Source organism: Aliiglaciecola sp. (assembly GCF_039982535.1).
Classification (GTDB): domain Bacteria; phylum Pseudomonadota; class Gammaproteobacteria; order Enterobacterales; family Alteromonadaceae; genus Aliiglaciecola.
The window spans coordinates 1-23,259 of the sequence record NZ_JBDWYG010000021.1 but is presented as its reverse complement, the minus strand read 5'-3'; the positions used below and the strand labels follow the sequence as shown (position 1 = coordinate 23,259).

The 23,259-nt window shown below is 39.2% G+C and carries 19 protein-coding genes and 1 tRNA gene; 8 read left to right on the top strand and 12 right to left on the bottom strand.

Annotation, left to right across the window (positions count from 1 at the left end; translation table 11 throughout):
* Positions 1 to 131: 131 nt before the first annotated feature.
* From ABJV04_RS04640 to ABJV04_RS04615, 6 genes are all read right to left on the bottom strand, one after another.
* Entirely contained in the window at positions 132 to 1,127 is a 996-nt protein-coding gene (locus tag ABJV04_RS04640) for a hypothetical protein (RefSeq protein ID WP_348490138.1), read from the bottom strand.
* A 43-nt stretch (positions 1,128 to 1,170) separates the two neighbouring features.
* Entirely contained in the window at positions 1,171 to 1,356 is a 186-nt protein-coding gene (locus tag ABJV04_RS04635; RefSeq protein ID WP_348490137.1) for a hypothetical protein, read from the bottom strand.
* A gap of 107 nt (positions 1,357 to 1,463) precedes the next feature.
* Positions 1,464 to 1,685, bottom strand: a complete 222-nt coding sequence (locus tag ABJV04_RS04630; protein WP_348490136.1) for a helix-turn-helix transcriptional regulator — start codon at positions 1,683 to 1,685, stop codon at positions 1,464 to 1,466.
* A 30-nt stretch (positions 1,686 to 1,715) separates the two neighbouring features.
* Positions 1,716 to 3,875: a peptidase domain-containing ABC transporter gene (locus tag ABJV04_RS04625; protein WP_348490135.1), complete on the bottom strand. Its 2,160-nt coding sequence runs from the start codon at positions 3,873 to 3,875 to the stop codon at positions 1,716 to 1,718.
* The gene (locus ABJV04_RS04620) at positions 3,875 to 5,128 is read right to left on the bottom strand and encodes an HlyD family efflux transporter periplasmic adaptor subunit (protein WP_348490134.1); all 1,254 of its coding nucleotides are present in this window, start codon (positions 5,126 to 5,128) and stop codon (positions 3,875 to 3,877) included. Before ABJV04_RS04620 ends, ABJV04_RS04625 begins: the two co-directional genes overlap by 1 nt.
* Before the next feature lie 677 nt (positions 5,129 to 5,805).
* Entirely contained in the window at positions 5,806 to 6,114 is a 309-nt protein-coding gene (locus ABJV04_RS04615) for a DUF962 domain-containing protein (RefSeq protein WP_348490148.1), read from the bottom strand.
* 234 nt (positions 6,115 to 6,348) lie between these two features.
* On the opposite strand from ABJV04_RS04615, the gene ABJV04_RS04610 reads away from it, so the two are divergent.
* Positions 6,349 to 7,194, top strand: a complete 846-nt coding sequence (locus tag ABJV04_RS04610) for a co-chaperone YbbN (protein ID WP_348490133.1) — start codon at positions 6,349 to 6,351, stop codon at positions 7,192 to 7,194.
* Positions 7,195 to 7,212: 18 nt separating this feature from the next.
* On the opposite strand, the gene ABJV04_RS04605 is transcribed toward ABJV04_RS04610, so the two are convergent.
* Positions 7,213 to 8,724, bottom strand: coding sequence for a guanosine-5'-triphosphate,3'-diphosphate pyrophosphatase (locus ABJV04_RS04605; protein WP_348490132.1), 1,512 nt, complete (start codon positions 8,722 to 8,724; stop codon positions 7,213 to 7,215).
* Positions 8,724 to 9,983 (bottom strand): ATP-dependent RNA helicase RhlB, encoded by a 1,260-nt coding sequence (rhlB, locus tag ABJV04_RS04600; protein WP_348490131.1) that lies wholly within the window; start codon positions 9,981 to 9,983, stop codon positions 8,724 to 8,726. The genes ABJV04_RS04605 and rhlB overlap by 1 nt, the downstream gene beginning before the upstream one ends.
* A 99-nt stretch (positions 9,984 to 10,082) precedes the next feature.
* On the opposite strand from rhlB, the gene trxA reads away from it, so the two are divergent.
* From trxA to ABJV04_RS04585, 3 genes are all read left to right on the top strand, one after another.
* Positions 10,083 to 10,409, top strand: a complete 327-nt coding sequence (trxA, locus tag ABJV04_RS04595; protein WP_008845982.1) for a thioredoxin TrxA — start codon at positions 10,083 to 10,085, stop codon at positions 10,407 to 10,409.
* Between the two features lie 268 nt (positions 10,410 to 10,677).
* Positions 10,678 to 11,943 carry a transcription termination factor Rho gene (gene rho / locus ABJV04_RS04590; protein WP_348490130.1) on the top strand — a complete coding sequence of 422 codons (1,266 nt, stop codon included), beginning with the start codon at positions 10,678 to 10,680 and terminating at the stop codon, positions 11,941 to 11,943.
* A 128-nt stretch (positions 11,944 to 12,071) separates the two neighbouring features.
* Positions 12,072 to 13,352 carry an amidohydrolase gene (locus ABJV04_RS04585; RefSeq protein WP_348490129.1) on the top strand — a complete coding sequence of 427 codons (1,281 nt, stop codon included), beginning with the start codon at positions 12,072 to 12,074 and terminating at the stop codon, positions 13,350 to 13,352.
* Positions 13,353 to 13,428: 76 nt separating this feature from the next.
* Here ABJV04_RS04585 and nhaA read toward each other — a convergent pair whose 3' ends face one another.
* The gene (gene nhaA, locus ABJV04_RS04580) at positions 13,429 to 14,583 is read right to left on the bottom strand and encodes a Na+/H+ antiporter NhaA (protein WP_348490128.1); all 1,155 of its coding nucleotides are present in this window, start codon (positions 14,581 to 14,583) and stop codon (positions 13,429 to 13,431) included.
* 455 nt (positions 14,584 to 15,038) lie between these two features.
* On the opposite strand from nhaA, the gene purE reads away from it, so the two are divergent.
* The 3 genes from purE to ABJV04_RS04565 all read left to right on the top strand — a co-directional run bounded on the left by purE (position 15,039) and on the right by ABJV04_RS04565 (position 16,951).
* Positions 15,039 to 15,530, top strand: a complete 492-nt coding sequence (purE, locus tag ABJV04_RS04575) for a 5-(carboxyamino)imidazole ribonucleotide mutase (RefSeq protein ID WP_348490127.1) — start codon at positions 15,039 to 15,041, stop codon at positions 15,528 to 15,530.
* Positions 15,527 to 16,669: a 5-(carboxyamino)imidazole ribonucleotide synthase gene (locus ABJV04_RS04570; RefSeq protein ID WP_348490126.1), complete on the top strand. Its 1,143-nt coding sequence runs from the start codon at positions 15,527 to 15,529 to the stop codon at positions 16,667 to 16,669. Before purE ends, ABJV04_RS04570 begins: the two co-directional genes overlap by 4 nt.
* 206 nt (positions 16,670 to 16,875) lie before the next feature.
* Positions 16,876 to 16,951 (top strand) — tRNA-Thr (locus tag ABJV04_RS04565).
* 217 nt (positions 16,952 to 17,168) lie between these two features.
* Here the strand turns inward: ABJV04_RS04565 and ABJV04_RS04560 are convergent.
* Positions 17,169 to 17,720, bottom strand: a complete 552-nt coding sequence (locus ABJV04_RS04560) for a PEP-CTERM sorting domain-containing protein (RefSeq protein WP_348490125.1) — start codon at positions 17,718 to 17,720, stop codon at positions 17,169 to 17,171.
* A gap of 237 nt (positions 17,721 to 17,957) precedes the next feature.
* Complete coding sequence (locus tag ABJV04_RS04555) at positions 17,958 to 18,146, bottom strand: hypothetical protein (RefSeq protein ID WP_348490124.1); 189 nt, start codon at positions 18,144 to 18,146, stop codon at positions 17,958 to 17,960.
* A 90-nt stretch (positions 18,147 to 18,236) separates the two neighbouring features.
* Between ABJV04_RS04555 and ABJV04_RS04550 the strand changes: the two genes are divergently transcribed.
* Positions 18,237 to 22,232, top strand: coding sequence for an ATP-binding protein (locus tag ABJV04_RS04550; protein ID WP_348490123.1), 3,996 nt, complete (start codon positions 18,237 to 18,239; stop codon positions 22,230 to 22,232).
* A 53-nt stretch (positions 22,233 to 22,285) separates the two neighbouring features.
* Here the strand turns inward: ABJV04_RS04550 and ABJV04_RS04545 are convergent, their stop codons facing one another.
* Positions 22,286 to 22,738, bottom strand: a complete 453-nt coding sequence (locus tag ABJV04_RS04545) for an RNA-binding protein (RefSeq protein WP_348490122.1) — start codon at positions 22,736 to 22,738, stop codon at positions 22,286 to 22,288.
* Between the last annotated feature and the right edge of the window lie 521 nt (positions 22,739 to 23,259).

Genomic DNA, 23,259 nt, shown 5'->3' with positions numbered 1-23,259 from the left:
ATGTCCTGTTTAGCCGGCAACACTATACACTTTAGATTTAATCTCGAAAACGTTTCAGAAATTGTATTACGCCCCATGTTTGTATGGATAAAGGTACACTTTGATTGAATGACTTAATTCTGTGGGCTTATTTAACCTACATTTGAGAGGTATCTGGGTTGAACAAGAGCTTGCACAAGCATTTCCGTTATTGGATAGCCCGTGAGTTGTTCGAAATGCATAAACATCGGGCTGGGGTTAGCCTCTAAAAAATAGTAATTGCCTTGGTTATCGCGTCGCCAATCTATGGCTGTCCAATGCATCTTAAACCCTTGGGTTATTCGTTTGGCTAGGCTCGCTACCTTAATCGGAGTCTTGGTAGGAATATGAATTGGATTTGAGTGTAATCTAAAGTCCACCTCGTCACTGACTATTTCTGCGCTAAACACCTCAGAACCAATAACATAAGTACGTATATTGGTGCCTTCAATATATTGTTGAATGGTAACTGGTGCATATTTTAAGACTTTTTGCAGATGTTCCGAGTTAAGCTGTTTTTCATCGATTAAGGTGGCATGTGAGCCGCCGTAAACGGGTTTAAACAATAATTTTTTATACTGTTTTGCGAAGCTAAGTATATCTTCTGTTTCGTTGCCAATATATGTCTGAGGAATCAATGCGCCACAAGTTGCAGCTTTGTGTAATTGTCTTGGTTTGACTTTGTGAGAGTCAAACACCTGCCAAGAATTGACCCAGCGAATACTACGCTCGTCAAAAAAGGTGCGCAAAGCACTTGAGCTATCACTCATAGCAATTTGATACAAAGATGGGTTGGTGTCTGCTGCTAAATTAGGTGGTCCAACACTGCTCCAAAACACACTATTGATTTGTTCAAATTTGTAAAAGGTTGAGTTTAAGCGCAAGCCCCCTTTAGCCAACACTGGGTTCCAACTAATGCTGTGACACGATGGGTAAAGTGATGTATCAAATAGGGCCGCTTCAATACCTAATTTATGGCAAGCTTGCAGCATATGTAGTGCGTGACAGTCTTGGCTGGCACCTAAAATAATAACAACCGACATAGCACGTCCTGTAATTTGTCGAAGTTGAATAATTAGAAGTAGTGAACCACCGCAGTGGTAGTTCACTACATTTCTTTAGTTCTGTATGTTTCCAAGAACTAAAACCTATTTAGAACCAATTACCAAAACTACCACCTTCTTCACCAATCGCCATGGTGGTTTCCATGGGCGGCTTAATTTTGGCGCGAATAGGCGTAGTTGTTTCTAGAGGAAGTTGATTCGAGAGTGAACCCGCTCCGACTTGCTCTGTAGATAAATTAGTAAGTTCCATTTTTGTATTGAATGGATGTTCCATTTCATTCTCCTTGTAATATTTACTTTGGTTAGATGTCGTACTTCAATGTACTGACATTATGAGTATGGCTAAAATACTCAAAAAGTTAACTGTACTAGGGTACAGTTTTAAGCTGTTTCATAGGCATTAGGAAATAATGACCGCAGCATTTTTCGATTATTTATCGCTAACTTTCTAAAAATGTTGGTGCAATGAAACTTCACCGTCCGCTCACTAATAAATAGCTGCTCAGCAATAGACCGGTTACTTAAACCTTCACGCACTTTATTGGCAACTTGGGCCTCACGTTTAGATAGTTTGTTATGGTACAACTCCAACATATTTTCCATGTTATTTTTCCTTAAATAGTAGGTTGATGTTTACGGCTGTTTTATCGACGAAGTCACATCCCTTAATTGCCCACTCTCCAAACTCAACACCTGATCGGCGCTGGCAATGGTTTGTGGGCGGTGAGCGATGATTATTCGTGTGATCGATAACTGTTTAATATGGTTATTAATTGCCATTTCGTTGTGCACATCTAAATGGCTGGTGGCTTCATCTAAAAATAAGATGCGTGGTGATTTGTACAGCGCCCTGGCTAGAATAATGCGTTGCTTTTGGCCACCACTTAAATTAGCTCCCATGTCGCCAACCAAGGTGTTGTATTGCATACTGGTTTTGGCAATATCCTCGTGAATACAGGCAAGATGGGCACAATAAACTACCTTTTGCATATCGATATTGGCTGCAAGACAAGCGATATTTTCTGCAATAGAGCCTGTTAGAAGTACGTCATCTTGCATGACTGCAGCTATGCTTTGACGGTAGTTAGGTAGGTTTGGAAGTACTGTGCCATCGATAAAAACTTGCCCCTCTGTGGGTTGCAATAGTCCCATCATGCACTTCATCAAAGTACTTTTGCCGCTGCCACTTGTTCCAACAATGGCAATAGTCGAACCGGCTTCAAAACGATGACTTATATTTTGAAAAACAGGCCTATCTAGTTGGCTGTATGAAAACCCTAAACTTTGTAGCTTAATTTCACCCTGTATTTTGTCGTTTTCGGATATTGAGGCAGATAAGCAGGGACTTTTAAACTCTTTGACCATGGGATCTTTGGAGGTATAAACAACATCCGCAAGCCTTTCGCAATGGAGTTCTAACATGCGAAACTCTATCCACTTCTCGATGAGACTATCCATTGAATTAATAAAACGGGCTTTATAACTCACAAAAGCAAAAAGCATCCCCACGCTCAACATACTGTTGGTGACCGCCAATGCTGCAAAGTAAATGACCAATATATTTTCTAAACCAAACAGAACTTTATTGGCCGTATCAAAGCCAATATGCCAGCGCTGAAGACGTATCTCCTTATTCATTGATTCAGCCAGTTTGTTTTGCCACTGACTTTGTCTGTCAGTTTCTTTTTCGAACAATTTTATCGTTTGAATAGCTCGCACAGACTCCATGAAATGACTATTTTCTTTTGCCGAAGAGACGATACTTTCTTCAGTTAAACGTCTTAACGGTTTGTAGAAAAGGTATCGCAGTAGGGCGTAAAGAAAGACAATGGCTAGCACTATAAAAGTTAACTTTCGGTCATATAAAAACATCACCCAAAGAGTAAAGATTGCCATTAAGCCATCAACGAATACAGTGACAAAACCGGTGGTTAATAGGTCTCGTATGCTTTGCAATGAGCCAAATCGCGAAACAACGTCACCCATATGACGTTTACTAAAATAATTTAGAGGTAACCGAATAAGGTGGGTGAAAATATTGGCTGCCATTTGTATATTTAAACGGCTTGATAGATTCAAAATAACCGTTTGACGTATGTACGAGGTGCCAGTATCGATCAACAGTAGTAAGCCGAATCCAAATGCTAAAACGGTGAGTAAATTAAGATCCGAGCGTAAAATAACGTCGTCAATAACGGTTTGCATATAATAGGGTTGAACCAGCGCAAATACTTGTATGAACAAAGAAAGCATCAGAATAATCACTAAACTGCGTTTTAGTCCTGTGATCCGACTCCAAAAGTGACTTAAGGATAATTTTCTTTTTTGTTTGCCTTTCTCAAAAGCCGGTGTAGGTGTTAACTCTAGTGCAACTCCGGTAAAAAGTTTGTCAACTTCCCCAAGGTCTAATACCCGCTCTCCTACTGCAGGGTCGTGGATGTGGACTTTATTTTTTGTGACTTTTTTTAATACAACAAAGTGTTTCAATTCCCAATGTAAAATACAGGGAGTTTGCAGTTCAGCTAATTGTTCCATTTCAAGGCGCAGAGCGCGGGGGGATAATTCCATTTGCCCAGCAATTTGCATTATCTGCTTTAGGGTAGCGCCATGGGCTGAAATCGAAAAACGGTTGCGGATACTGGTTAAATCTATTTCATAACCATAAAAGCCGCTGATCATCGCTAAGCAGGCTAAACCACATTCAGATGCTTCTGTTTGCAATACACACGGCAACGGGTGGCGAGCATTAAAGTTAAGTAAACCTTCGGGGCGCGGAAAAATAATACTGTTCATTATATTCTTCCCCGCAAGCTTAATAGGGGCTCAAAAATCCACTCTAATAAACTTCGTTGTCCTAATTGCACATCAGCAGATAGGGTCATGCCGGACTTTAGATTCAGTTTCTTTCCATAGGCGGATACCGACTGTGAATCGAGAGTGGCGTGCACTAAATAGGCGGGTTCTTGAATATTTACCGGTGCATTGTGTACTTCATTAGGCAAAATTACCGCGTCAGATACGCTGATAATTGTTCCCTGATATAGACCAAATTTTTGATATGGAAAAGCATCGTAGCGAATTTGAATTGGCTGACCTTGCTCTATAAATCCTATAGCTTTTACCGGCACTAATAATTTTGCTTCTATCTGACTTGCTTGGGGGACGATAGACAGCAATGGCGTATTTTGATTTGTTTGCTGACCAACTTGAGCCAGCAGGTTGGATACTAACCCATCCCGTGAAGCCTTAAGTACATGTCGACTTTGTCCATTTAGCTGAGCAATTTTTAGCGCAAGATCACTGAGCTTGGACTTTAACTGGTTAGTCTGATCCAGCTGGTTCTGGGGCAGTGTTAATAATTGATTTTCAGTGGTAGTAATTTCATTATTTAAACTTATTTTTTCACGTTGAAGGCCTTGTTCCTGGTTTTGTAACGCCAGCTTTTGTTCTAAAACTTGTTCTAGGTCTGATTTGGAAATATGCCCTGACTTTCCCATCGATTGATAATTTTGATAACGCGAAGAGACCAAAGAGAAGCGTTTTTGCAATGTCATAATCTGCGCATCAAGCCTGCTAATATCTTCTTGCAAGGCCGCTAATTTGGATTGGGTATTCTCTGTGTCTATTTGGTTAATGATTTCCGAGCGTGTTAATTGAGCCTCTATAATGAGTCGTTGGTTTTTGTACTCTCTGAGTAAGGTTGTTTGCAAACTTGAGCCACTACTTAATGTACGATCTCCTTCTATTACAGCTAAAGCTTGGCCCTGGGAAACCAATTGTCCTTCTTCTATCAGAACTTGCTCGATCCTGCCGGAAGACGTTTCAGGAAATACTTTTACAACACCAGTAGGGGGCTCTAGCCAGCCGCCTACACTTTCTTTTCTTGCGTATTGACTGGTAACTAACCAAGCAAAAACAGCAACAATCCATACACTTACAAACAAAGTAACCAGTACATGAGAAGAGCTAGGAATAAGCAAAATCTCACCATGCAGTCTATTCTTTTGATGGTCGATAGCGCTTTGCCTAAATAAAGACTGTTGCATACTCTTTCCTTTTGGTTTTTTGCTTGTTTACTCTGTTAGTTTGTTAACTCTAATTGCGTAAGAAATATCCATCCTTGGAATTACTGCTCCTGTTTGCAAAAAATACATGCTGACGATGCCTGAAGCGTGATAGTTATCATTTCGGACAAAACAAAGTGCACTGCTTTGTTTAGTTGTCTACATAGTGCTTTCTTGCGTTGGCTTCCTTACCAATTTCGGTTTCTCAACCTTCTTCCTTGGTGCCTCCTTGCTCTCCTGATTGTGAGCCATCCTAGCTACAATCGGGTTTAGCACTTGGCGTTCCTTGCTATAACGTTCCTTCGTTAGTCCTTAACTGACCCATTCCGTTTGGGGCAGTGTCATTTTCCGTAATGACGATTTAAGAATAAAAAAGAATTGAATAATTGCGTTGTAAATTTGGGGCGAAAAAATACACGTTTGGGACAAACATAAGAAAAGTATTATATTTCAATGGGTAAAGTGATAAGTCTTGTAGTAATGGGACAAAAACTAGTAGCTATGGGACATAAAAATGCCACAGAACTGGGTATGTATGGGAGTGTTAACTAAATTGAAATCGTAACTTTGGAGCTAGCAGCGATATGCACCAGAGTTTTCTTAGAGATCTCTATTGCAAAAGCTTGGCGTCGAATAGATTTGTTTGTTTTTTGTATAAATTAAAATTTAATTTTGCCTGTCAGCATGTCTTTAAACATCACCCAGTCTCCTAAAAAGCTATAAAGAGGGTAGGTAAAGGTCGCTGGACGGTTATGTTCAAAGAAAAAGTGACCAACCCATGCGAAACCATAGCCTAAAAAAGGAAGCATGATTAAGTATTGCCATTGTCCAGTAGAAACAATAAAAGCCAAGGTGACTAGGATTAAAAATGAGCCTACGAAGTGAAGCCTGCGACAAACCGTGTTCTGATGTTCGCGCAAATAAAACGGATAAAATTGAGAAAAGCTTTTGTATTCTTTTTCAGCCATAATATTGATCTTCATTAATCCAGTCGTTGATGTTTGCCAACATTAGCACATAGGTTAATTATAAAATGTCGCGTATTTGACATTGTAGTGCAAGCTAACAAGAGTAACCGCCCAAAATTACCGCACAATTTATGTCATTAGGTTGCTTTTTAAAATTATTGCCCCCACCTTACAACCATTGTGTTCAATCAGTGCGTTTCAGTTTATGAAACTAACAAATAGAAAGAGCTAAACATGCAAAATTTTGTAAATCTGAATATCGAAAACTTTCAGCAAGTCATCATCGAAGAGTCTAAAGTCAAACATGTACTGGTGAACTTTTGGGCGCCAAATTTGGAAATGTGTGAACAACTTACACCTATATTAGAAAAGCTGGCTACTCAGCACGCGGAACATTTAATATATGCCAATGTAAATTGTGAACAAGAGCAACAAATAGCCCAGCAGTTTGGAATTCAAAGTTTACCCACTGTTATTCTTGTTAAAGACGGTCAGCCAGTGGATGGGTTTGCAGGCCCTATGATGGAAGAGCAAGTTCAAGAACTATTGGAAAAACACTTACCTAATGCGGTAGACGGGTTTTACGAAAAAGCCGTAGCCTTGGTAAACCAAGGTGACTATCAACAAGCATTTACAATTGCCAAACAAGCCCATGACTTAGACCCAGAAAGAACGGATATTGCCCTTGTATTAGCTGATTGTTATGTGGAGTTAGGCAATACTAAACAAGCCCAACTATTGCTCGATAATATTCTGCTGGTGGATCAAAATGGTTATTACCATAGCATTGTGGGTAAAGTTGAATTGCTAGAAAAAGCGTCTGAGTCTCCGGAAATTAAACAACTTCAAGAGAAGCTAGCACAAGATCCTGATAATTTAGAACTTAAGGTCGAATTAGCTGTACAGTTGCACCAAGCGAATAAGCCTGAAGAGGCATTAGAGTTACTTTTTGCGGTGCTTAAAAAGGACCTAAGCTTCGGTGATGCACGAAAATATACTTTAGATATGATTAATGCGATGCCTGATGGCGACCCGCTGAAGTCAAAGTCACGCCGTACTATGTATAGTCTATTGTATTAACAATACTAAGTATGAGGGCTAACTAAAGGAAAGTGGTAGTCCAGCTTTGTGCTGTAGCCACTTTTCGTTAGCCAACTCCACATCGATAAGTGGATGAGCTCTAAGCCAACCTTCAGGAAAGGTTAACTGCCAATGTTGCTCATCTACATGTAATTCTATGTCTGGCAGAATATTATCTTTTCTGCGAATTGACAGTAAACACGACAACCTTAATATGCGAACTAATCCAAATAATAACGGCTGCATATCTGGGTGGTATTGAGAAAATTTAGTTAAGTCTAGCTCTGCTCGATGGCACAACACTAAATCTCGAATACTCTTACGCTGCATTTGTGAATAGCCATTGAGATTAATGTGACTAAGAATGTAGGCACCGTGAATATGGTATTGTTTATATTCAATATGTAAGCCAATTTCGTGTAATAACGACGCTGCTTCGATAACCGCCAACGCATCAAAATTACATATATTTGACTGTGCACACAGTTGTTTATAAAAATTAACAGCAACGCTGCAAACTCTTTTAGCCTGCTGTTCATCTATATGGTAGGTTCGAATGGCCTCGCTAATAGAATGCGTTCTGCGATCGTTTTTTTCACAGTTTTCAAGCATTCCATAAATTAGACCTTCTCTTAAGGCGCCGCCTGAGATCTGCATTTCTTGGATTTTAAGTTGTTCAAACAACGCAACTAAAATACATAAACCGCTAGGGAATATGGACCGTCTAGACTCGGTAAGGCCTTCAATATCTAGATTTTCCAAGTTGCCACAATCAATGCATTGCTGCATTAAGTTATGTAAATAATCTAAGCGAATAGCATCGCTGATACCTTGTTCTACGAGAATTTCGACAACTGCTTGAGGAGTGCCTGAGGCACCAAGACATTGCTGCCAGTCGAAACAAATAAAGTCATCTATGATGGGTAATAACTTCTGTTTTGCTTCTGCAATAGCATTTTGCATATTCTGTTCACTGATAACACCATCAACAAAATATCGTTCCTTAAACGTCACGCACCCCATGTTTAAACTTACAAGGTTAATCGGTTGCATGTCATTGCCAATAATCACTTCAGTGCTGGCGCCGCCGATATCGATGACTAAGGTATTGCCTTGGTTTGCAGAGGTATAAGCTACGCCTAAATAGATTTGTCTGGCTTCTTCTTCGCCACTAATCACTTCGAGCTTTTGATTTAAGATTTGTTGCGCTTTTTCAATGAAAATATTGGCATTTTTAGCTAAACGCAAGGTTGCAGTGCCAACCACTTTAATATTTGATAAGGGGATATCTTGTAGGCGTTCAGCAAAGGTTTCTAAACAATGCCAGCCTCTTTCCATGCTGACTTGGTCGAGCATCATGCTGTCATTCAAGCCCGCAGCCAATTTAACTTTTTGTTTCACTTTGCCAATGATTTGTACAGAGCCAGAAACGACTCTAACGATAACTAAATGAAAACTATTGGAACCCAGATCAACTGCTGCATACAGTTGGTCTTCGTTGGTTGCCGATGTAATTGGCTGATTTTCCATTAACGCCTTTTCTGGTTACGGTTATTGGGTCGTTTCTGATAACTTTTACCACTTTGCTGCCGCTTTTTGTACTGCGGTTTAGGTGGTGTTATATCATCAAGAAGCGATTCTTGGTCATAATTACTCACAGGAATTGGACGGCTAATATAGCTTTCAATTGCGGGTAAATTCAACGCATATTTTTCACAAGCGAAGCTAATGGCATGTCCACTTTTACCTGCGCGACCTGTTCGTCCAATTCGGTGGACATAATCTTCCGCATCATCAGGTAAGTCGTAATTGAATACATGGGTGACTTTTTCAATATGCAAACCGCGGGCAGCAACATCGGTGGCAACTAGGATATCGAGTTTATCTTTACTGAAATCTTCAAGTATTTTTAAACGTTTACGCTGGGGCACATCGCCACTTAGCAGTCCTACACGGTGACCATCAGCTTCCAGCCAGTCACTGAGTTTTTCGCAAGTATGTTTGGTATTTGCAAAAACAATCGCTTTTTCGGGCCATTCGTCTTCTAACAAAGTTAAAAGTAACAACATTTTGTCTTCATCGGAAGGATAGAATAGCTCTTCTTGGATCCGACTCGCCGTTTGTTTGTCGTGTTCAACTTTTACATGAGTTGGATTGTTCATGTGTTCGTAAGCTAATTCTTGCACGCGATAAGACAAAGTAGCGGAAAACAACATACTTAAGCGTTTGGTTGCTTCAGGCATGCGTCTGAACATATATCGAATATCTTTAATAAAACCTAAATCGAACATTCGATCGGCTTCATCAAGCACTGCTACCTGAATATTTTCCAATGAAAATACATTTTGTTTATAATAATCGATGATACGGCCTGTGGTGCCAATTATAATATCTACACCTGATTGCAAAGATTCCCGTTGACTTTGGTAACCTTCACCCCCATATATCAAACCAAGCGATAATCCGGTGTGTTTACTCAATAATTCGGCGTCATTGTAAATTTGTACTGCCAATTCACGAGTAGGTGCCATTATAATAGCTTTAGGTTGCTTGCCTGATTCATTTGGATGAGTCAGTAATCGATGAAATGTGGCAACAAGAAAAGCAATAGTTTTTCCTGTTCCAGTTTGAGCTTGACCTGCAATGTCTTGCCCTTCTAAAAGATGGGGTAGACTTAACGCCTGTATTGGCGTGCAGTGGATAAAGTTTGCTTCTGTTAATGCCTTTAAAACATCCTCATGGATGGGCAGATCAGAAAAATGTGTTTCAGTTAAATGTGTAGTTTGCATAGCTTATAGCTTATCAGTGCTTGCATTAAAAAACAGTTTCTATAAAACTCTCATTATACGCTGAACTTTCTCAGCGAGAGACCAATTACGGAGAAAAGTATGAGCGACAAAATTATCCAGTTATCTGACGATAGTTTCGAGGCCGATGTTATCAATGCTGCTGGTCCTGTCCTAGTTGATTTCTGGGCGGAATGGTGCGGCCCATGTAAAATGATTGCGCCAATTCTAGAAGAAGTTGCTGGCGAGTTCGACGGCAAGTTAACAGTTGGCAAGTTGAATGTCGATGAAAATAATGAAACTCCACCAAAGTATGGTATCCGTGGTATCCCTACTTTATTGTTGTTCAAAGACGGAAATGTCGCTGCAACTAAGGTTGGAGCATTGTCAAAAACTCAGTTAGCTGAGTTTTTGAACGATAACATCTAATTGCATTGAATGCGCAGAATCACTAAGTCTTATTTAGTTTTTCTGCGTATTTTTTGTGTTTTTAACGAAAAATAAACATTCTTTGCATTAATCATCGTTTTTCGCTGGACGGAACAACTAATTGGTGCTAACTTTCGATTGTTCATATCTTGAACTCACCAGATTTCGCACTCAATCCATAGAGTAAAACGAATTTAATTAGCCAAAAAACCTGAGACAAAAAACAGGGTGCCTTGTAGCGCATTTCAAATCATAAAGACCCACCAATATGAATTTAACAGAATTAAAGAATAAACCGATCAGCGAACTTGTAGCATTAGCCGAAAAAATGGGCCTAGATAATATGGCTCGGGCTCGCAAACAAGATATTATTTTTGCCATACTGAAAGCGCACGCGAAAAGCGGCGAAGACATTTTCGGTGATGGTGTACTCGAAATACTCCAAGATGGTTTTGGATTTTTACGTTCATCCGATTCTTCATATTTGGCCGGTCCGGATGATATTTATGTCTCTCCCAGCCAAATCCGTAGATTCAATCTACGAACCGGAGATACTATCGCCGGGAAGATACGTCCTCCTAAAGATAGTGAAAGATATTTTGCACTACTGAAAATCAATCAAGTCAATTTCGATAAGCCAGAAAACTCCCGCAATAAAATCCTTTTTGAAAACTTAACTCCATTACATGCTAACCGTCGTTTCACGTTGCAACGTGGTAATGGTAGTACAGAGGATTTAACAGCAAGAATTTTAGACCTAGCTTCACCTATAGGTGCTGGTCAGCGTGGTTTGATTGTTGCTCCGCCAAAAGCGGGTAAAACATTGTTACTACAGAATATTGCTCAATCAATTGCTGCCAACCACCCAGATTGTGAGTTGATGGTTCTGTTGATTGATGAGCGCCCAGAAGAAGTTACTGAAATGCAGCGCTTGGTTCAAGGTGAGGTGGTTGCCTCAACGTTTGATGAACCCGCAAGTCGCCACGTTCAGGTAGCTGAAATGGTGATTGAAAAGGCTAAACGTCTAGTTGAGCACAAAAAAGACGTTGTTATCCTACTGGATTCTATTACCCGTCTAGCCCGTGCTTATAACACCGTAATACCTTCATCAGGTAAAGTACTTACTGGTGGTGTAGATGCTAATGCATTACATAAACCTAAACGTTTCTTTGGTGCGGCTCGTAATGTGGAAGAAGGTGGTAGTTTGACCATCATTGCCACAGCACTAATCGACACTGGTTCGAAGATGGATGAAGTTATTTACGAAGAATTTAAAGGTACAGGTAACATGGAACTGCACCTTAACCGTAAAATAGCGGAAAAGCGTGTATTCCCAGCAATCGACTTCAACCGTTCAGGTACTCGTCGTGAAGAATTACTGACGACTCAAGAAGAGCTACAAAAAATGTGGATACTGCGTAAGATTGTCCACGAGATGTCTGAAATTGATGCCATCGAGTTTTTAATTGGTAAATTAGCCATGACAAAAACCAATGAAGAGTTCTTTGATGCGATGAAACGTCAAAAAAGCTAAAACCACTTCATTTTCGAAGATTAAAAAATCCACTGTAGTTTGCGCTGCAGTGGATTTTTTCTTTGTAGTGCAAATTATGATATAAAAAGTGTCTCACGTTAATAAAAATAACTAACAAGAAGGGAACTATGAAGAAGCTACTCCTCACATTGTCACTATTGCCTACGTTGTGTTTTGCAGACACCGTGGATTTAATGGCTGACAAAATTGAAGCCAAAGTGATTCAGTGGCGTCATCATTTACATGAACACCCTGAACTTTCAAACCGAGAATTTAAAACCGCTGAGTATATTGCCAAACATTTAAAGTCGTTAGGGCTAGAAGTGCAAACAGGAGTAGCGGTAACTGGTGTTGTTGCTGTTCTCGACAGCGGTAAACCCGGCCCTGTAGTTGGTTTGCGAGCAGATATTGATGGACTACCGGTGCCTGAAAATAACGACTTACCTTGGAAATCGACAGCAAGAGGCGAGTATAACGGTAAAGATGTACCTGTAATGCATGCTTGTGGTCATGATACCCATATCGCTATGTTGATGGGGGCTGCTGAGATTCTAGTGGGGATGAAAGATCAGCTTCGCGGCAAAGTAAAATTCATTTTTCAACCAGCCGAAGAGGGCGCGCCTAGCGGTGAAGAGGGCGGAGCACAATTGATGGTAAAAGAAGGCGTGCTTAAGAATCCAGATGTGGACGCTATTTTTGGATTGCACATAAGCTCCCTTGCTGATGTTAATACGGTTTTGTATCGCGAAGGTGGCGTAATGGCCGCAGTTGATCCTTTTAAAATTGTTATTAAAGGAAAACAAGCCCATGGAGCTTATCCATGGATGAGTGTTGATCCTATTGTTACTGCTGCACAAATGATTATGAGCATTCAAACAATTGTTAGTCGTGAAGTGCAACTTCTAGATGATGCTGCTGTGGTTACCTTTGGTGCAATTAACGGAGGCGTTCGCTCCAATATCATTCCTAACGAAGTGGAATTGGTGGGAACTATTCGCACCTTGAATAAAAAAGCGCGGGACCACATGTATGAAGCCATGCCAAGGAAAGTCAATGGCATCGCTGAGAGTATGCGTGCTGAAGCTGAACTCACCATGCCGTTAGATTATTCCTACCCAATTACCTTTAATGATCACGATCTTACTTCCACCATGTTACCGACCCTTATCAATACCGCTGGTGAAGATAAGGTGATTTATAGTAAACCGGTAACTGGAGCTGAGGATTTTTCATTTTTCCAAGAACAAGTTCCAGGACTTTATTTATGGGTTGGCGGAAAACCTTTGGATGTTGATCCTAAAGATGCGCCTGCTCATCACACGCCTGACTTTTATGTGGATGACGAAGGGATGAAATTAGGTGTGCGTCTATTAACTAATATGACAATCGATTATATGAAACAGCACTAATACTATTTCCATATCCCAACCTAAAACGGCATCCATAAGGATGCCGTTTTAGGTTATATCGCCTAGGTTACCTGCGTTAGCGTATTGCTTTTTTGAGAACTAAGTAGCCAGTCACAGCTGACACTATGGAACCTAATAGAATACCTAATCGCTCATCAAAAAATGCATTATTACCAGTTTGGGCAAAGGCTAAAGAGCCGATAAATAGACTCATGGTGAAACCTACACCACATAATATGGCACAGCCATACAGTTGGGCGAAGTTCTGGTCTGCCGGTAATTTGGCTAAACCAAGTTTTATAACCAGCCAACTAAACCCAAATACACCGATCTGTTTACCTACAAATAAGCCCAAGAATATGCCAAAAGTAACGGGGTGCAACACTGAATCGGCATTAATACTGCCAAGGTTGATACCTGAATTAGCGAAAGCAAACACCGGTAAAATAACAAAGTTAACCGCGGGAAGTAGGCTGTGTTCCAAAGATTTGACTGGCGAAACACTCGGATCGTTGTTATCTCGCATAGGAATAAAGAAAGCAAGTAACACGCCTGCTAAAGTTGCGTGAACTCCGGATTTAAGCATGGCAACCCACAATACCACACCTACTAAAATATAAGACGGGATCTGTTGTACGTTTTTGCGGTTCATACTGGTTAATAACATCAAACAGAATGCCGCTACAATTAGTGGCCAAGTAGAAATGTTATCACTGTAAAATAGGGCAATGATTAATATCGCGCCTATATCGTCGATGATTGCCAAGGTTACTAAAAATACTTTTAGACTAACGGGCACTCTACTCCCCAGTAAGGCTAAAATACCCATGGCAAAGGCGATATCAGTTGCAGCAGGTATTGCCCAACCTGCCAACGCTACAGGGTTTCCCCAAGTAAAAAATGCATATATCCCGGCGGGTACAATCATGCCTCCAATTGCACCACTTGCTGGTAATACAATATTCGCCGGGTTAGATAAGCCCCCTTCCATTATTTCGCGCTTGAGTTCGAGGCCTACCATGAAAAAGAAAACCGCCATTAACCCATCATTAATCCATAAAAGTAAGGGTTTATTAATCTCCAGTGCACCGATTTGAATTACCACAGGCATATCGATGAGTAAATCGTATACCAAGGATAAAGGAGAGTTGGCAACAATTAATGCAAGCACTGCTGCACACATTAGTAAAATACCGCCGGCGGATTCTTTTTTCAAAAACCTGTCTAACATTCATCACTCCTTTTAAACTACTTTACAACCTTAAGGTTAGTTCGTGAATGCATAGAATGCGTAGTTTGTTGCTACATTTTTACATTCCATATCATGTTCAATGTTACTAACTACATAATAGTTAATCCCTTGTTTAATACGTAAATAATGCACGAAAAAGCCCATAAATTTTAAATTATCTAGGGTAAATGTTTAGCTATAAGCATTAAATCTCTAATTTCCCTCTCCCAATATTTGGGCTTGGGCGAAATTTAGGCTACAATCTGCCGCCTCAATTATTGAGGGAAATATTCCTGTTCTTGGTTTATTCATATTTTTATTTGATTGAAGTAATGCAAAAGCTAACGAAAGTGTGCTTTTTGAATATTATTTTTATTAATTAAACGAAAGTAACGACCCTCAAAACGTATCACCAACACTACGTTGGTTTCAGACCTAAAAAGTTAGGAGCAGATATGCCTAAAGTGGCAATAGTAATGGGTTCTAAATCAGATTGGCCAACCATGCAGCAGGCTGCAATTATGTTGAAAAATCTTGGTGTGGAGTTTGATGCAAAAGTGGTGTCGGCACACAGAACCCCAGATTTACTGACTGAATTCGCAAAAACTGCTGCTGATAACGATTATCATGTCATTATCGGTGGAGCTGGTGGTGCTGCGCATTTGCCAGGCATGATTGCTGCTCATACACATATTCCAGTCTTTGGTGTTCCTGTACGTTCTAGCCAGTTAAGCGGTGTTGATTCACTTTATTCAATTGTGCAAATGCCAAAAGGTGTGGCGGTAGGTACGTTAGCCATCGGAGAAGCCGGAGCGGCTAACGCGGGTTTACTTGCTGCACAAGTGATTGCTTTGCACGATAAAAAAGTAGCAGAAGCCGTAATAGCATTTCGCAAAAAGCAAACTGATACCGTGCTTGCATTAGATGAGTTGGAGTTACCTGAGTGAATGTTCTGATCTATGGTTCAGGGCAATTAGCACAAATGATGTATTTGTCTGCTGTACCTTTGGGATTCAAAGTTCAGGCTGTGGATGTGGCAAATCACACCGTAGTTGACCCAATTAGTAAAATGAAACTCGACATTAGCATTGAACAAGCCATTGATAGGGCGGACGCCTTGTCAGTGGAGTTTGAACATGTTCCTGAAGATTTGCTGGAACAAGCGCAAAGCAGCGGTAAGCTCTATCCCAGTATGGAAGCAATTTTAACAGGTGCGGATCGGGTACGTGAAAAAAACGTCCTTGAGAAACTGCAAATCAACAACAGCAAACACTTAATCATTACTGATATCGAACAGCTTGATGATGCAGTGGCGCAATTAGGTGAAAAGCTGATAATTAAAGCTAGCCGAGATGGTTACGATGGTTACGGCCAATGGCGTTTGGCGAGTAAAGACGATTTACCGTCCCTAAAACAGCAACTAGCAGATCTCGACTTGGTTCAAGTACCACTCATCGCCGAGCAAATGGTGCCCTTTGATCGAGAACTGTCTCTAGTGGGAGCCCGTGGGTTACATGGTGAAGTTAAGTTTTACCCGCTGGCTGAAAACCTCCATCATGAAGGTCAGCTGCACGTTTCAGTTGCCCCCGCTCCGGAAATTGATAACGCGCTTATCGAACAGGCACACAGTGCTTTCACGAAACTCGCAGATGAATTTGATTATGTGGGTGTGTTAGCGGTGGAATTTTTCCAAGTTGGCAAGCAATTGTTAGTAAACGAAATCGCCCCCCGAGTTCATAACTCTGGTCATTGGAGTATGCAAGGTACAGATTGCAGTCAATTTGAAAATCACATGCGTGCAATTACTGGTTTGCCCCTCGGAAACACGCAAGCATATGGCAAAAGTGCCATGATCAATATCATTGGTTGTGATGACTACTCTACTGATTTACTCAGCTTGGATCACTGTAACTTGCACTTGTACGGTAAAACCGTCAGAGCAAAACGTAAGATGGGACATATCAATCTTACCGGAAATACTTACGCCGACCTAGCCGAATTAATGACCACCTTAGCCAAGTACCTACCGGTAGAGCATTTCCCTAAACTTCTAGGTGAAGCTGACAAACTGGCTAAAATTGACTAATCATCTGTAGATAACTTCATCAATACGATGATAAATCAGGCGCTTAGACTAAAACTTGCAATAAAACGCAATAAGTCGATAAACAACGGTTGACAAGATTCAATCTGCGTTTAAAATAGCGCCTCGCTTTTGAGACAAGACTTACCAACCTTGTCACTGCTGTAGAACGACTTACAACAGTAAATCAAAAGCCGTCACCTTAGTGTGCCGACTTAGCTCAGTTGGTAGAGCAACTGACTTGTAATCAGTAGGTCGCCAGTTCGACTCCGGCAGTCGGCACCATTTTCTCTTTATGCCCAAATCTATCTAGTTAATAATTTCCCAAATATTTTGTCGCCAAGGCGTTTGCCTAACTAGACTGAAATCAACTTATATCTTGTAAATATCACAGCCACATAAAACTCTTCTAAAAAGCTTTTTCAAAAAATAGACACAAAAAAAAAGCACCAGTGAAATCAAAGGTGCTGTTTAAAAACTCGCGCTAGGCGTTATGGTTTGTTTATTTTGTAAAACGACGTGATGCTAAAACAATCATTCCTAATGCAAAAATAGCAAGGCCGGATGGCTCGGGCACAGAAACCAACCCAGCAAACACCGCAATATCACTATCTTCCCCACTTATGGTATTTGTAAAGCTGCCAACATCTCCGGCTGCGAACGCGCTTGTCACTAAATAATATTGCTGGAAACCCACTAAATTGAAACTAAAATCCGAGGTACCTATCCCACCAAAACCATCATCATCGCCGGCTAACAAATTGACCAACTGATTGGTTGGCGAGAAATCAAATTCATATAGGTGCAAGTAACCGTCATAATCCTGGATACTACTAAAATTAAATTCTCCCGAACCGGCGGTATAGAAACTTTGAACAGTATATTGAACCGGCCCATTGACGGAAATATCCGGTCCTTCCAAAATTGGGCGTGCCCAAAAATCACCGGTCGCATTAGTATCTGAATACACCAAAGTAGAAAATGCCGGGGCGGAACAACATGCCATAATTAATAATACTAGTGGTATAAGCTTTATTTTTGTTTTATTTATCACAGTCTTCATCCTTTAAAGTTGGTTGTTGGTTTTTTTTATCGCAAACAGCAAATTGCAAATTCTCAGAAGGCAATTACTAAGCCAAAAAGAAAAAGTCTAGGATTTTCAACCTGTTTGAATTTTATACAGTTTGGTGTGGGAAGGTTTTGTAAAATTAGTTGACGTCTTTATTTATAGAACAGTACCAACTTAATCTAAGAAGTTGGCACTGTTTTTAAGGTTAAATCCAATTAGATACTATAAATTTAGGTCTACTGGTGGGTTTAATTTCTTTCCTTTTCTTGCAGGGTCTGTGGGGCTCAGTTCTCTTCCTGATTTATCTACAGCATAAAAAGGAATGTATTGTGTTTCACTTCCTCCACATATTTGAGAAAGCTCATTTCCTGTTATTTCTTCAACTTGATTAAAATTTAATTTGCGGTTCATCTGTTTTCCTCTTGTTAGAGTACGTTTTGTGTACCATATTCATTATGTAAAGTTTTACAAACTATAAAATTAAATATAGGACAGATAGTTGTGTTTTTGGGACAAAAGCTTAGAAATATACTGATATTTACGATGTTTTTTTGTGGTGGCTCTGTTTATTCAATAGAGTCGCAGAAGGTTTTTGATGGTAAACCCATAGGAGTAACTCACACACTATTCAAAGGGAAACATTCTTTATGGTTGGGGGGAGAAAATGGAATTTATTCCGTTACAGGCTCACATATTCTGCATTATGGAGAAGCTGATCATTCGCTTTTTGAATATGATATCGAATCATTATATGAAGATATAAATGGTAGGCTTTGGATTGCAACGTTTGGCAATGGAATTTACTTTTTAGAAAATAACCAGTTTAATAAAGTCGATTTTCCAGTTGAAGGAAGTACATCTGAATTTTGTCGCAATATTAGAGGCCTTAAAGAAGTTATTTATTTCAGTTGCGGGGGGGATATTTATAGTTACTCAATTTTAACTAAGACTTATAGGTTAGAGTTGGATTCCATACTCTCAAATACAAAAGATATAACTTATTTTGAGATTGTAGGTGAAACTATTTATGCGATTGATGAATATTATACGTTGTTAAGTTCACATCATGGCAACGCCACGGATATCGGTATATCAGATAAATTTAATACTGTTTTAAACCTGAACACTATTTTTATTTTAGATGCGAACACTATTCTTGTGGGCTCAAACAAAGGACTAATATCCGTAAATAGAAAAGATGGTAATATTGATCTTTTTCTCCCTAATGATGTCAACAGTAACGTTACTCAGATATTTAGACTTGGCTATCAAGATCTTTGGATCTATCAAAATGGATTTAAGAGAATAAAGTTCGACAATCACGGCAAAGAGATAAACGCTCAACTTTACGATGAAATGGACCAAGTCGACTTTGGGGATGTTTATGATGTTAGTGTTATAGATGACGACATCTTTGTTTTTTCCAGCCCGCTTTTTGGGATCACTGTATTCAATCCAATAAACAATTCAATTTCATATTTGAACTTATCTAAAAGTAATTTGGGTTCGATTGAAATAAGTATTTTCGATGATTCTAAATTAATTTTGGCATTTAATAACCGGTTGCAGGAGTTAAGTTTGGATACTCATAACTTAACGGAGCTCACTGATAATATAGGTTTTGTTAGTGCCATCGCAAAGTTATCTAACAATACATATTTAATATCTTCTGATCGATTAGGGTTATCTGAAGTAAATATTAATCCAAATGGTGGTTTTGAAGCAAAAAGGTTTAATGTCGATCTAACTGGAGGAGAAATTACGTCTATATTATCGGTATCGGACACACATTCCTTATTTAGTGTTCTTGGTGGAAAATACCCTGGAATTTATAAAATTGATAAGTATGGAAACTATGAACAAATAGTAGAAAACATTAACCCTGATATTTTATTAAAACAGAATAATGGTGAGGTAATTGCCGCGATAAGATTTTATGGAGTTCAAAAACTTAACGATTTGATACAGGAAGGTAAAGAAAAACTTGTTTTTAATAATAAAAATTTGGCATACATAAATAACTGCCTTTTAGAAGACAACAAAGGAGTCATTTGGCTTTGCACTGACGGAGCAGGACTCGCGCACGTAGATGAGGTATCTGGAGAATTAATTTATATTGATACTGTTTATACCGCAAATTCTAGGCATATTAGAGAGTTGGTACAGGATTCTGAAGGCTACTTTTGGGTTATGACTAACCAGGGGCTCGTTAGGTATGATCATGTCAATAAGACCTCCATTAAGCTTGGTAGAGAAGACGGTATTATAGATGTAGACTTTGAAATTACGGCGTCTATAAATTTAGCGGGTGAAGAGATTTTGATTGCCGGAGATAGGGAAAACTATGTTGTTAATACTAAATTAGCAAATAAATTCCTCAATAAGCGCCTTAGAAAAGTTAGCCAAACGGTTTTCGTCGATCTTATGGTACTTATCAGAGATGAACAAGGGCTGGTTTCCAAGAAACGAGATTTGATTGAGTCAATAGCAAATGATTTGCCCTTAGACATTTCCTACGATGAATTCCTTTTCGAACTGACCTTTGCTGCAAACAATTTAGTCGACCGTAATGTATTGAAGTTTCAATATAGGTTAGTAGGTTTGAATGATAGTTGGGTTGATGCAAGTTCAGAAACAGCCAAGGCAACCTACTCAACATTGCCCAGTGGAGACTATTTATTTGAAGTTCGAGTAGTAGATCCGAAAAGCGCAAGTATCCAACCTGTTAATTCTTTACAAATTAAAGTCCACCCTCCTTATTGGCAAACTTGGCAAGCATATTCTTTCTATCTTTTAGCATGCATTCTTGTAGTTATTGCTTTCATTAAGTATCGAACGTTTCAGTTAAAATCACTCAATGAACGCTTGGAGTCATCTGTATTGATTCAAACAAAGGAGTTGGCCACAAGTAAAAGAAGGTTGAGAGATGCGTTGCATCATAAAGAATTATTGTACGCAAATGCTTCCCATGAATTTAGAACTCCACTTTCACTAATAGGCGGGCCTATTGAGCAACTTGCTAAATATGTAAAGGATGAAAAATCCCAAAAGATTTTAGACATACTGAGACTTAATGTCTTCCGTTTAACCAACCTTGTTGATCAAGTACTGGAGTTGTCAAAAATAGATTCAAGTAAATTAGATGATAAAGTCCACTACGATTTGCATAACTCAATCAAAATTATAGCCGAATCGTTTCGACCTATATCGTCATACAATAAACAACAACTCATTGTTGAAAATACTTGCTCTGGAACAGGGACATACATTGCAGACTCACTAGAGAAAATCCTTTCGAATTTATTGATGAATGCATTTAAATATAACAAAAAAGGTGGAAACGTAGAGATTTGTGCAACAACTAACAATAATATTCTTCAAGTAGAAATCTCTGATCAAGGTTTCGGCATTGAGGTTGAAAATATTGATCTAATCTTCCAGCGATTTACTCGTTTGGAAAATGTTTCCGAATCAAATGGTTCAGGCCTAGGTTTAGCTGTAGTTAAGGAGTTAGTTACAGCAAATGGGGGAAGTATTGAAGTTGAAAGCAAAATTGATGAAGGAACCAAGTTTATAGTTAAACTGCCAATTAATAGCGAAATTTCTAAATCTGAAGTGAAGTTGTTTGTGTCAGCTCCGATTGATAACGAGCAAACAGAACTTGAAGTGCTTAGCACTAATGAACTTGAATTCACTTCAAACGAAGTCGGCGATAAAAGGCCGTCGATTTTGTTAGTTGAAGACCAACCTGACATGAGAAATTACTTAGGTCTTATTTTTGGCGACGAATACCAATGTTATTCTGCTGAAAATGGAAAAGAAGGGTTCGAAAAAGCGTTAGATATTATACCTGACATTGTCGTTACGGATCTGATGATGCCTGTAGCGGATGGTTTCGAACTATGTAAAAGTATAAGAGTGAACGAATTAACCTCACATATCCCTATTATCATGTTAACAGCCAAAGGTGATGATAAAACGCGTCTGGATAGTTGGGGTTACCATATTGATGATTATATTAAGAAACCCTTTAATAACTCCGAGTTATTGGCAAGGGTAAAAAACCTAATAACAATTAGACGTAAGATTTCCCAAAAATACAATTTTAATTCAGTGGAAAATAAAGATATCTTCGAGTTGAATAATGATTGCTTGTCTTCAGAGCGAGACACTCGATTTTACGATAAATTTATTTGCTGGTTAGAAGAGAATTACAAAGATAATACTTGTAATAGAGGGCGAGCTGTTATTGATCTGGCTATCAGCGAGAGGCAGCTTACTCGAAAACTTACAGCCTTTACTAATTCTAGTTTTACTGAACTACTCAGAAGATATCGTCTTCTGAAAGCGAAAAGTGACTTATTGAATGGAAAACAGATAACCGAAACTGCTTTTAATGTGGGGTTTTCTTCATCGGCTTATTTTAGTAACAAGTTCAAAAAAGAGTTTGGACTGTCTCCTAAAGCTTTTATCAAAAAAATGAATGGGGACCAATAAAAAATGGCGCTTTAATAAGCGCCATTTTTACTAAGTATAAATGAGGGGGGTAATTACCCTTCGGTTTTATCTTTTGCTAAACGTACTTTCAATGTGCGCTCTTGAAAGTCGGTATCGTTTAGTTTCTTAATCATTTTGTCAGCACTCTTACTTGCAACTTCGACAAAACCGTAGCCTTTACGTTTACCAGTGCGGCGGTCTTTCATTAATCGAACTGAAGCAACAGTTCCAAATTCAGAAAAATACTCCGCAACAGCATCTTCATTTACTTTATAAGGAAGGTTACCAACATACAGAGTTGTGGTTGAGGAGATATCATCACTTGAACTTTGAACCGATTTAGATTCAGAAATTAGTTTTGAAACTTGTGGGATGGCAATTGCTCCAATAAGTAAGCCGAAAATGAAGGCCAATTGAACAGAAGCAAAATCGTCTGGAAGTGCGAAGTAAGCAATAATAGAAATTGCTATAGCGATTAGTGTGTTTATTAAAGAGAAAGATTTCATGTGGTCATTACCTAATATGATTATTGTTATAGGATTTCTTTTAAAAAGGAAAAGAAAGCAGTGCCATGTTACGCATAAATAAACAGATAACCAAATTTGTTTACTGCAAGGTTGTTTATAGTTTGCTCGACTAGTATAAACTTTGTGCTTTTTTTAGGGTTAAACCGCTTTTTTTAAGATTATTGTAATTAATTTGAAATAAACTCTTGATCTTCCGATTATGCTCTGTAGAATGCGCACCTCGCTTCGGGGCAAACTTAAAAAACGCCTCTTCTTACTACTCTAAATTAGAGTCTTAAGAACACGCCGAAAGGCAAGTGTGGAGCGGGATGGAGACAATTTAGCGATTTGAAATAAATTCAAAAAAACTAAATAAAAACGTTGACATCAAATACCGGAAGTGTAGAATACGCCTCCCGCTTGAGAGAGACCTAACGGACTCACTCAGCAGACAAGATTTTAAGGTAACGCCAAAGGGCAGTGACCTAGTGACAAAACCTTCGGGTAAAGACACTAAACGT

Bases quoted from the DNA above. Each gene is read 5' to 3' on its own strand.
- ABJV04_RS04635 (WP_348490137.1), bottom strand. From the start codon at position 1,356: ATGGAACATCCATTCAATACAAAAATGGAACTTACTAATTTATCTACA.
- ABJV04_RS04630 (WP_348490136.1), bottom strand. From the start codon at position 1,685: ATGGAAAATATGTTGGAGTTGTACCATAACAAACTATCTAAACGTGAG.
- ABJV04_RS04625 (WP_348490135.1), bottom strand. From the start codon at position 3,875: ATGAACAGTATTATTTTTCCGCGCCCCGAAGGTTTACTTAACTTTAAT.
- ABJV04_RS04620 (WP_348490134.1), bottom strand. From the start codon at position 5,128: ATGCAACAGTCTTTATTTAGGCAAAGCGCTATCGACCATCAAAAGAAT.
- ABJV04_RS04615 (WP_348490148.1), bottom strand. From the start codon at position 6,114: ATGGCTGAAAAAGAATACAAAAGCTTTTCTCAATTTTATCCGTTTTAT.
- ABJV04_RS04610 (WP_348490133.1), top strand. From the start codon at position 6,349: ATGCAAAATTTTGTAAATCTGAATATCGAAAACTTTCAGCAAGTCATC.
- ABJV04_RS04605 (WP_348490132.1), bottom strand. From the start codon at position 8,724: ATGGAAAATCAGCCAATTACATCGGCAACCAACGAAGACCAACTGTAT.
- rhlB (WP_348490131.1), bottom strand. From the start codon at position 9,983: ATGCAAACTACACATTTAACTGAAACACATTTTTCTGATCTGCCCATC.
- trxA (WP_008845982.1), top strand. From the start codon at position 10,083: ATGAGCGACAAAATTATCCAGTTATCTGACGATAGTTTCGAGGCCGAT.
- rho (WP_348490130.1), top strand. From the start codon at position 10,678: ATGAATTTAACAGAATTAAAGAATAAACCGATCAGCGAACTTGTAGCA.
- ABJV04_RS04585 (WP_348490129.1), top strand. From the start codon at position 12,072: ATGAAGAAGCTACTCCTCACATTGTCACTATTGCCTACGTTGTGTTTT.
- nhaA (WP_348490128.1), bottom strand. From the start codon at position 14,583: ATGTTAGACAGGTTTTTGAAAAAAGAATCCGCCGGCGGTATTTTACTA.
- purE (WP_348490127.1), top strand. From the start codon at position 15,039: ATGCCTAAAGTGGCAATAGTAATGGGTTCTAAATCAGATTGGCCAACC.
- ABJV04_RS04555 (WP_348490124.1), bottom strand. From the start codon at position 18,146: ATGAACCGCAAATTAAATTTTAATCAAGTTGAAGAAATAACAGGAAAT.
- ABJV04_RS04545 (WP_348490122.1), bottom strand. From the start codon at position 22,738: ATGAAATCTTTCTCTTTAATAAACACACTAATCGCTATAGCAATTTCT.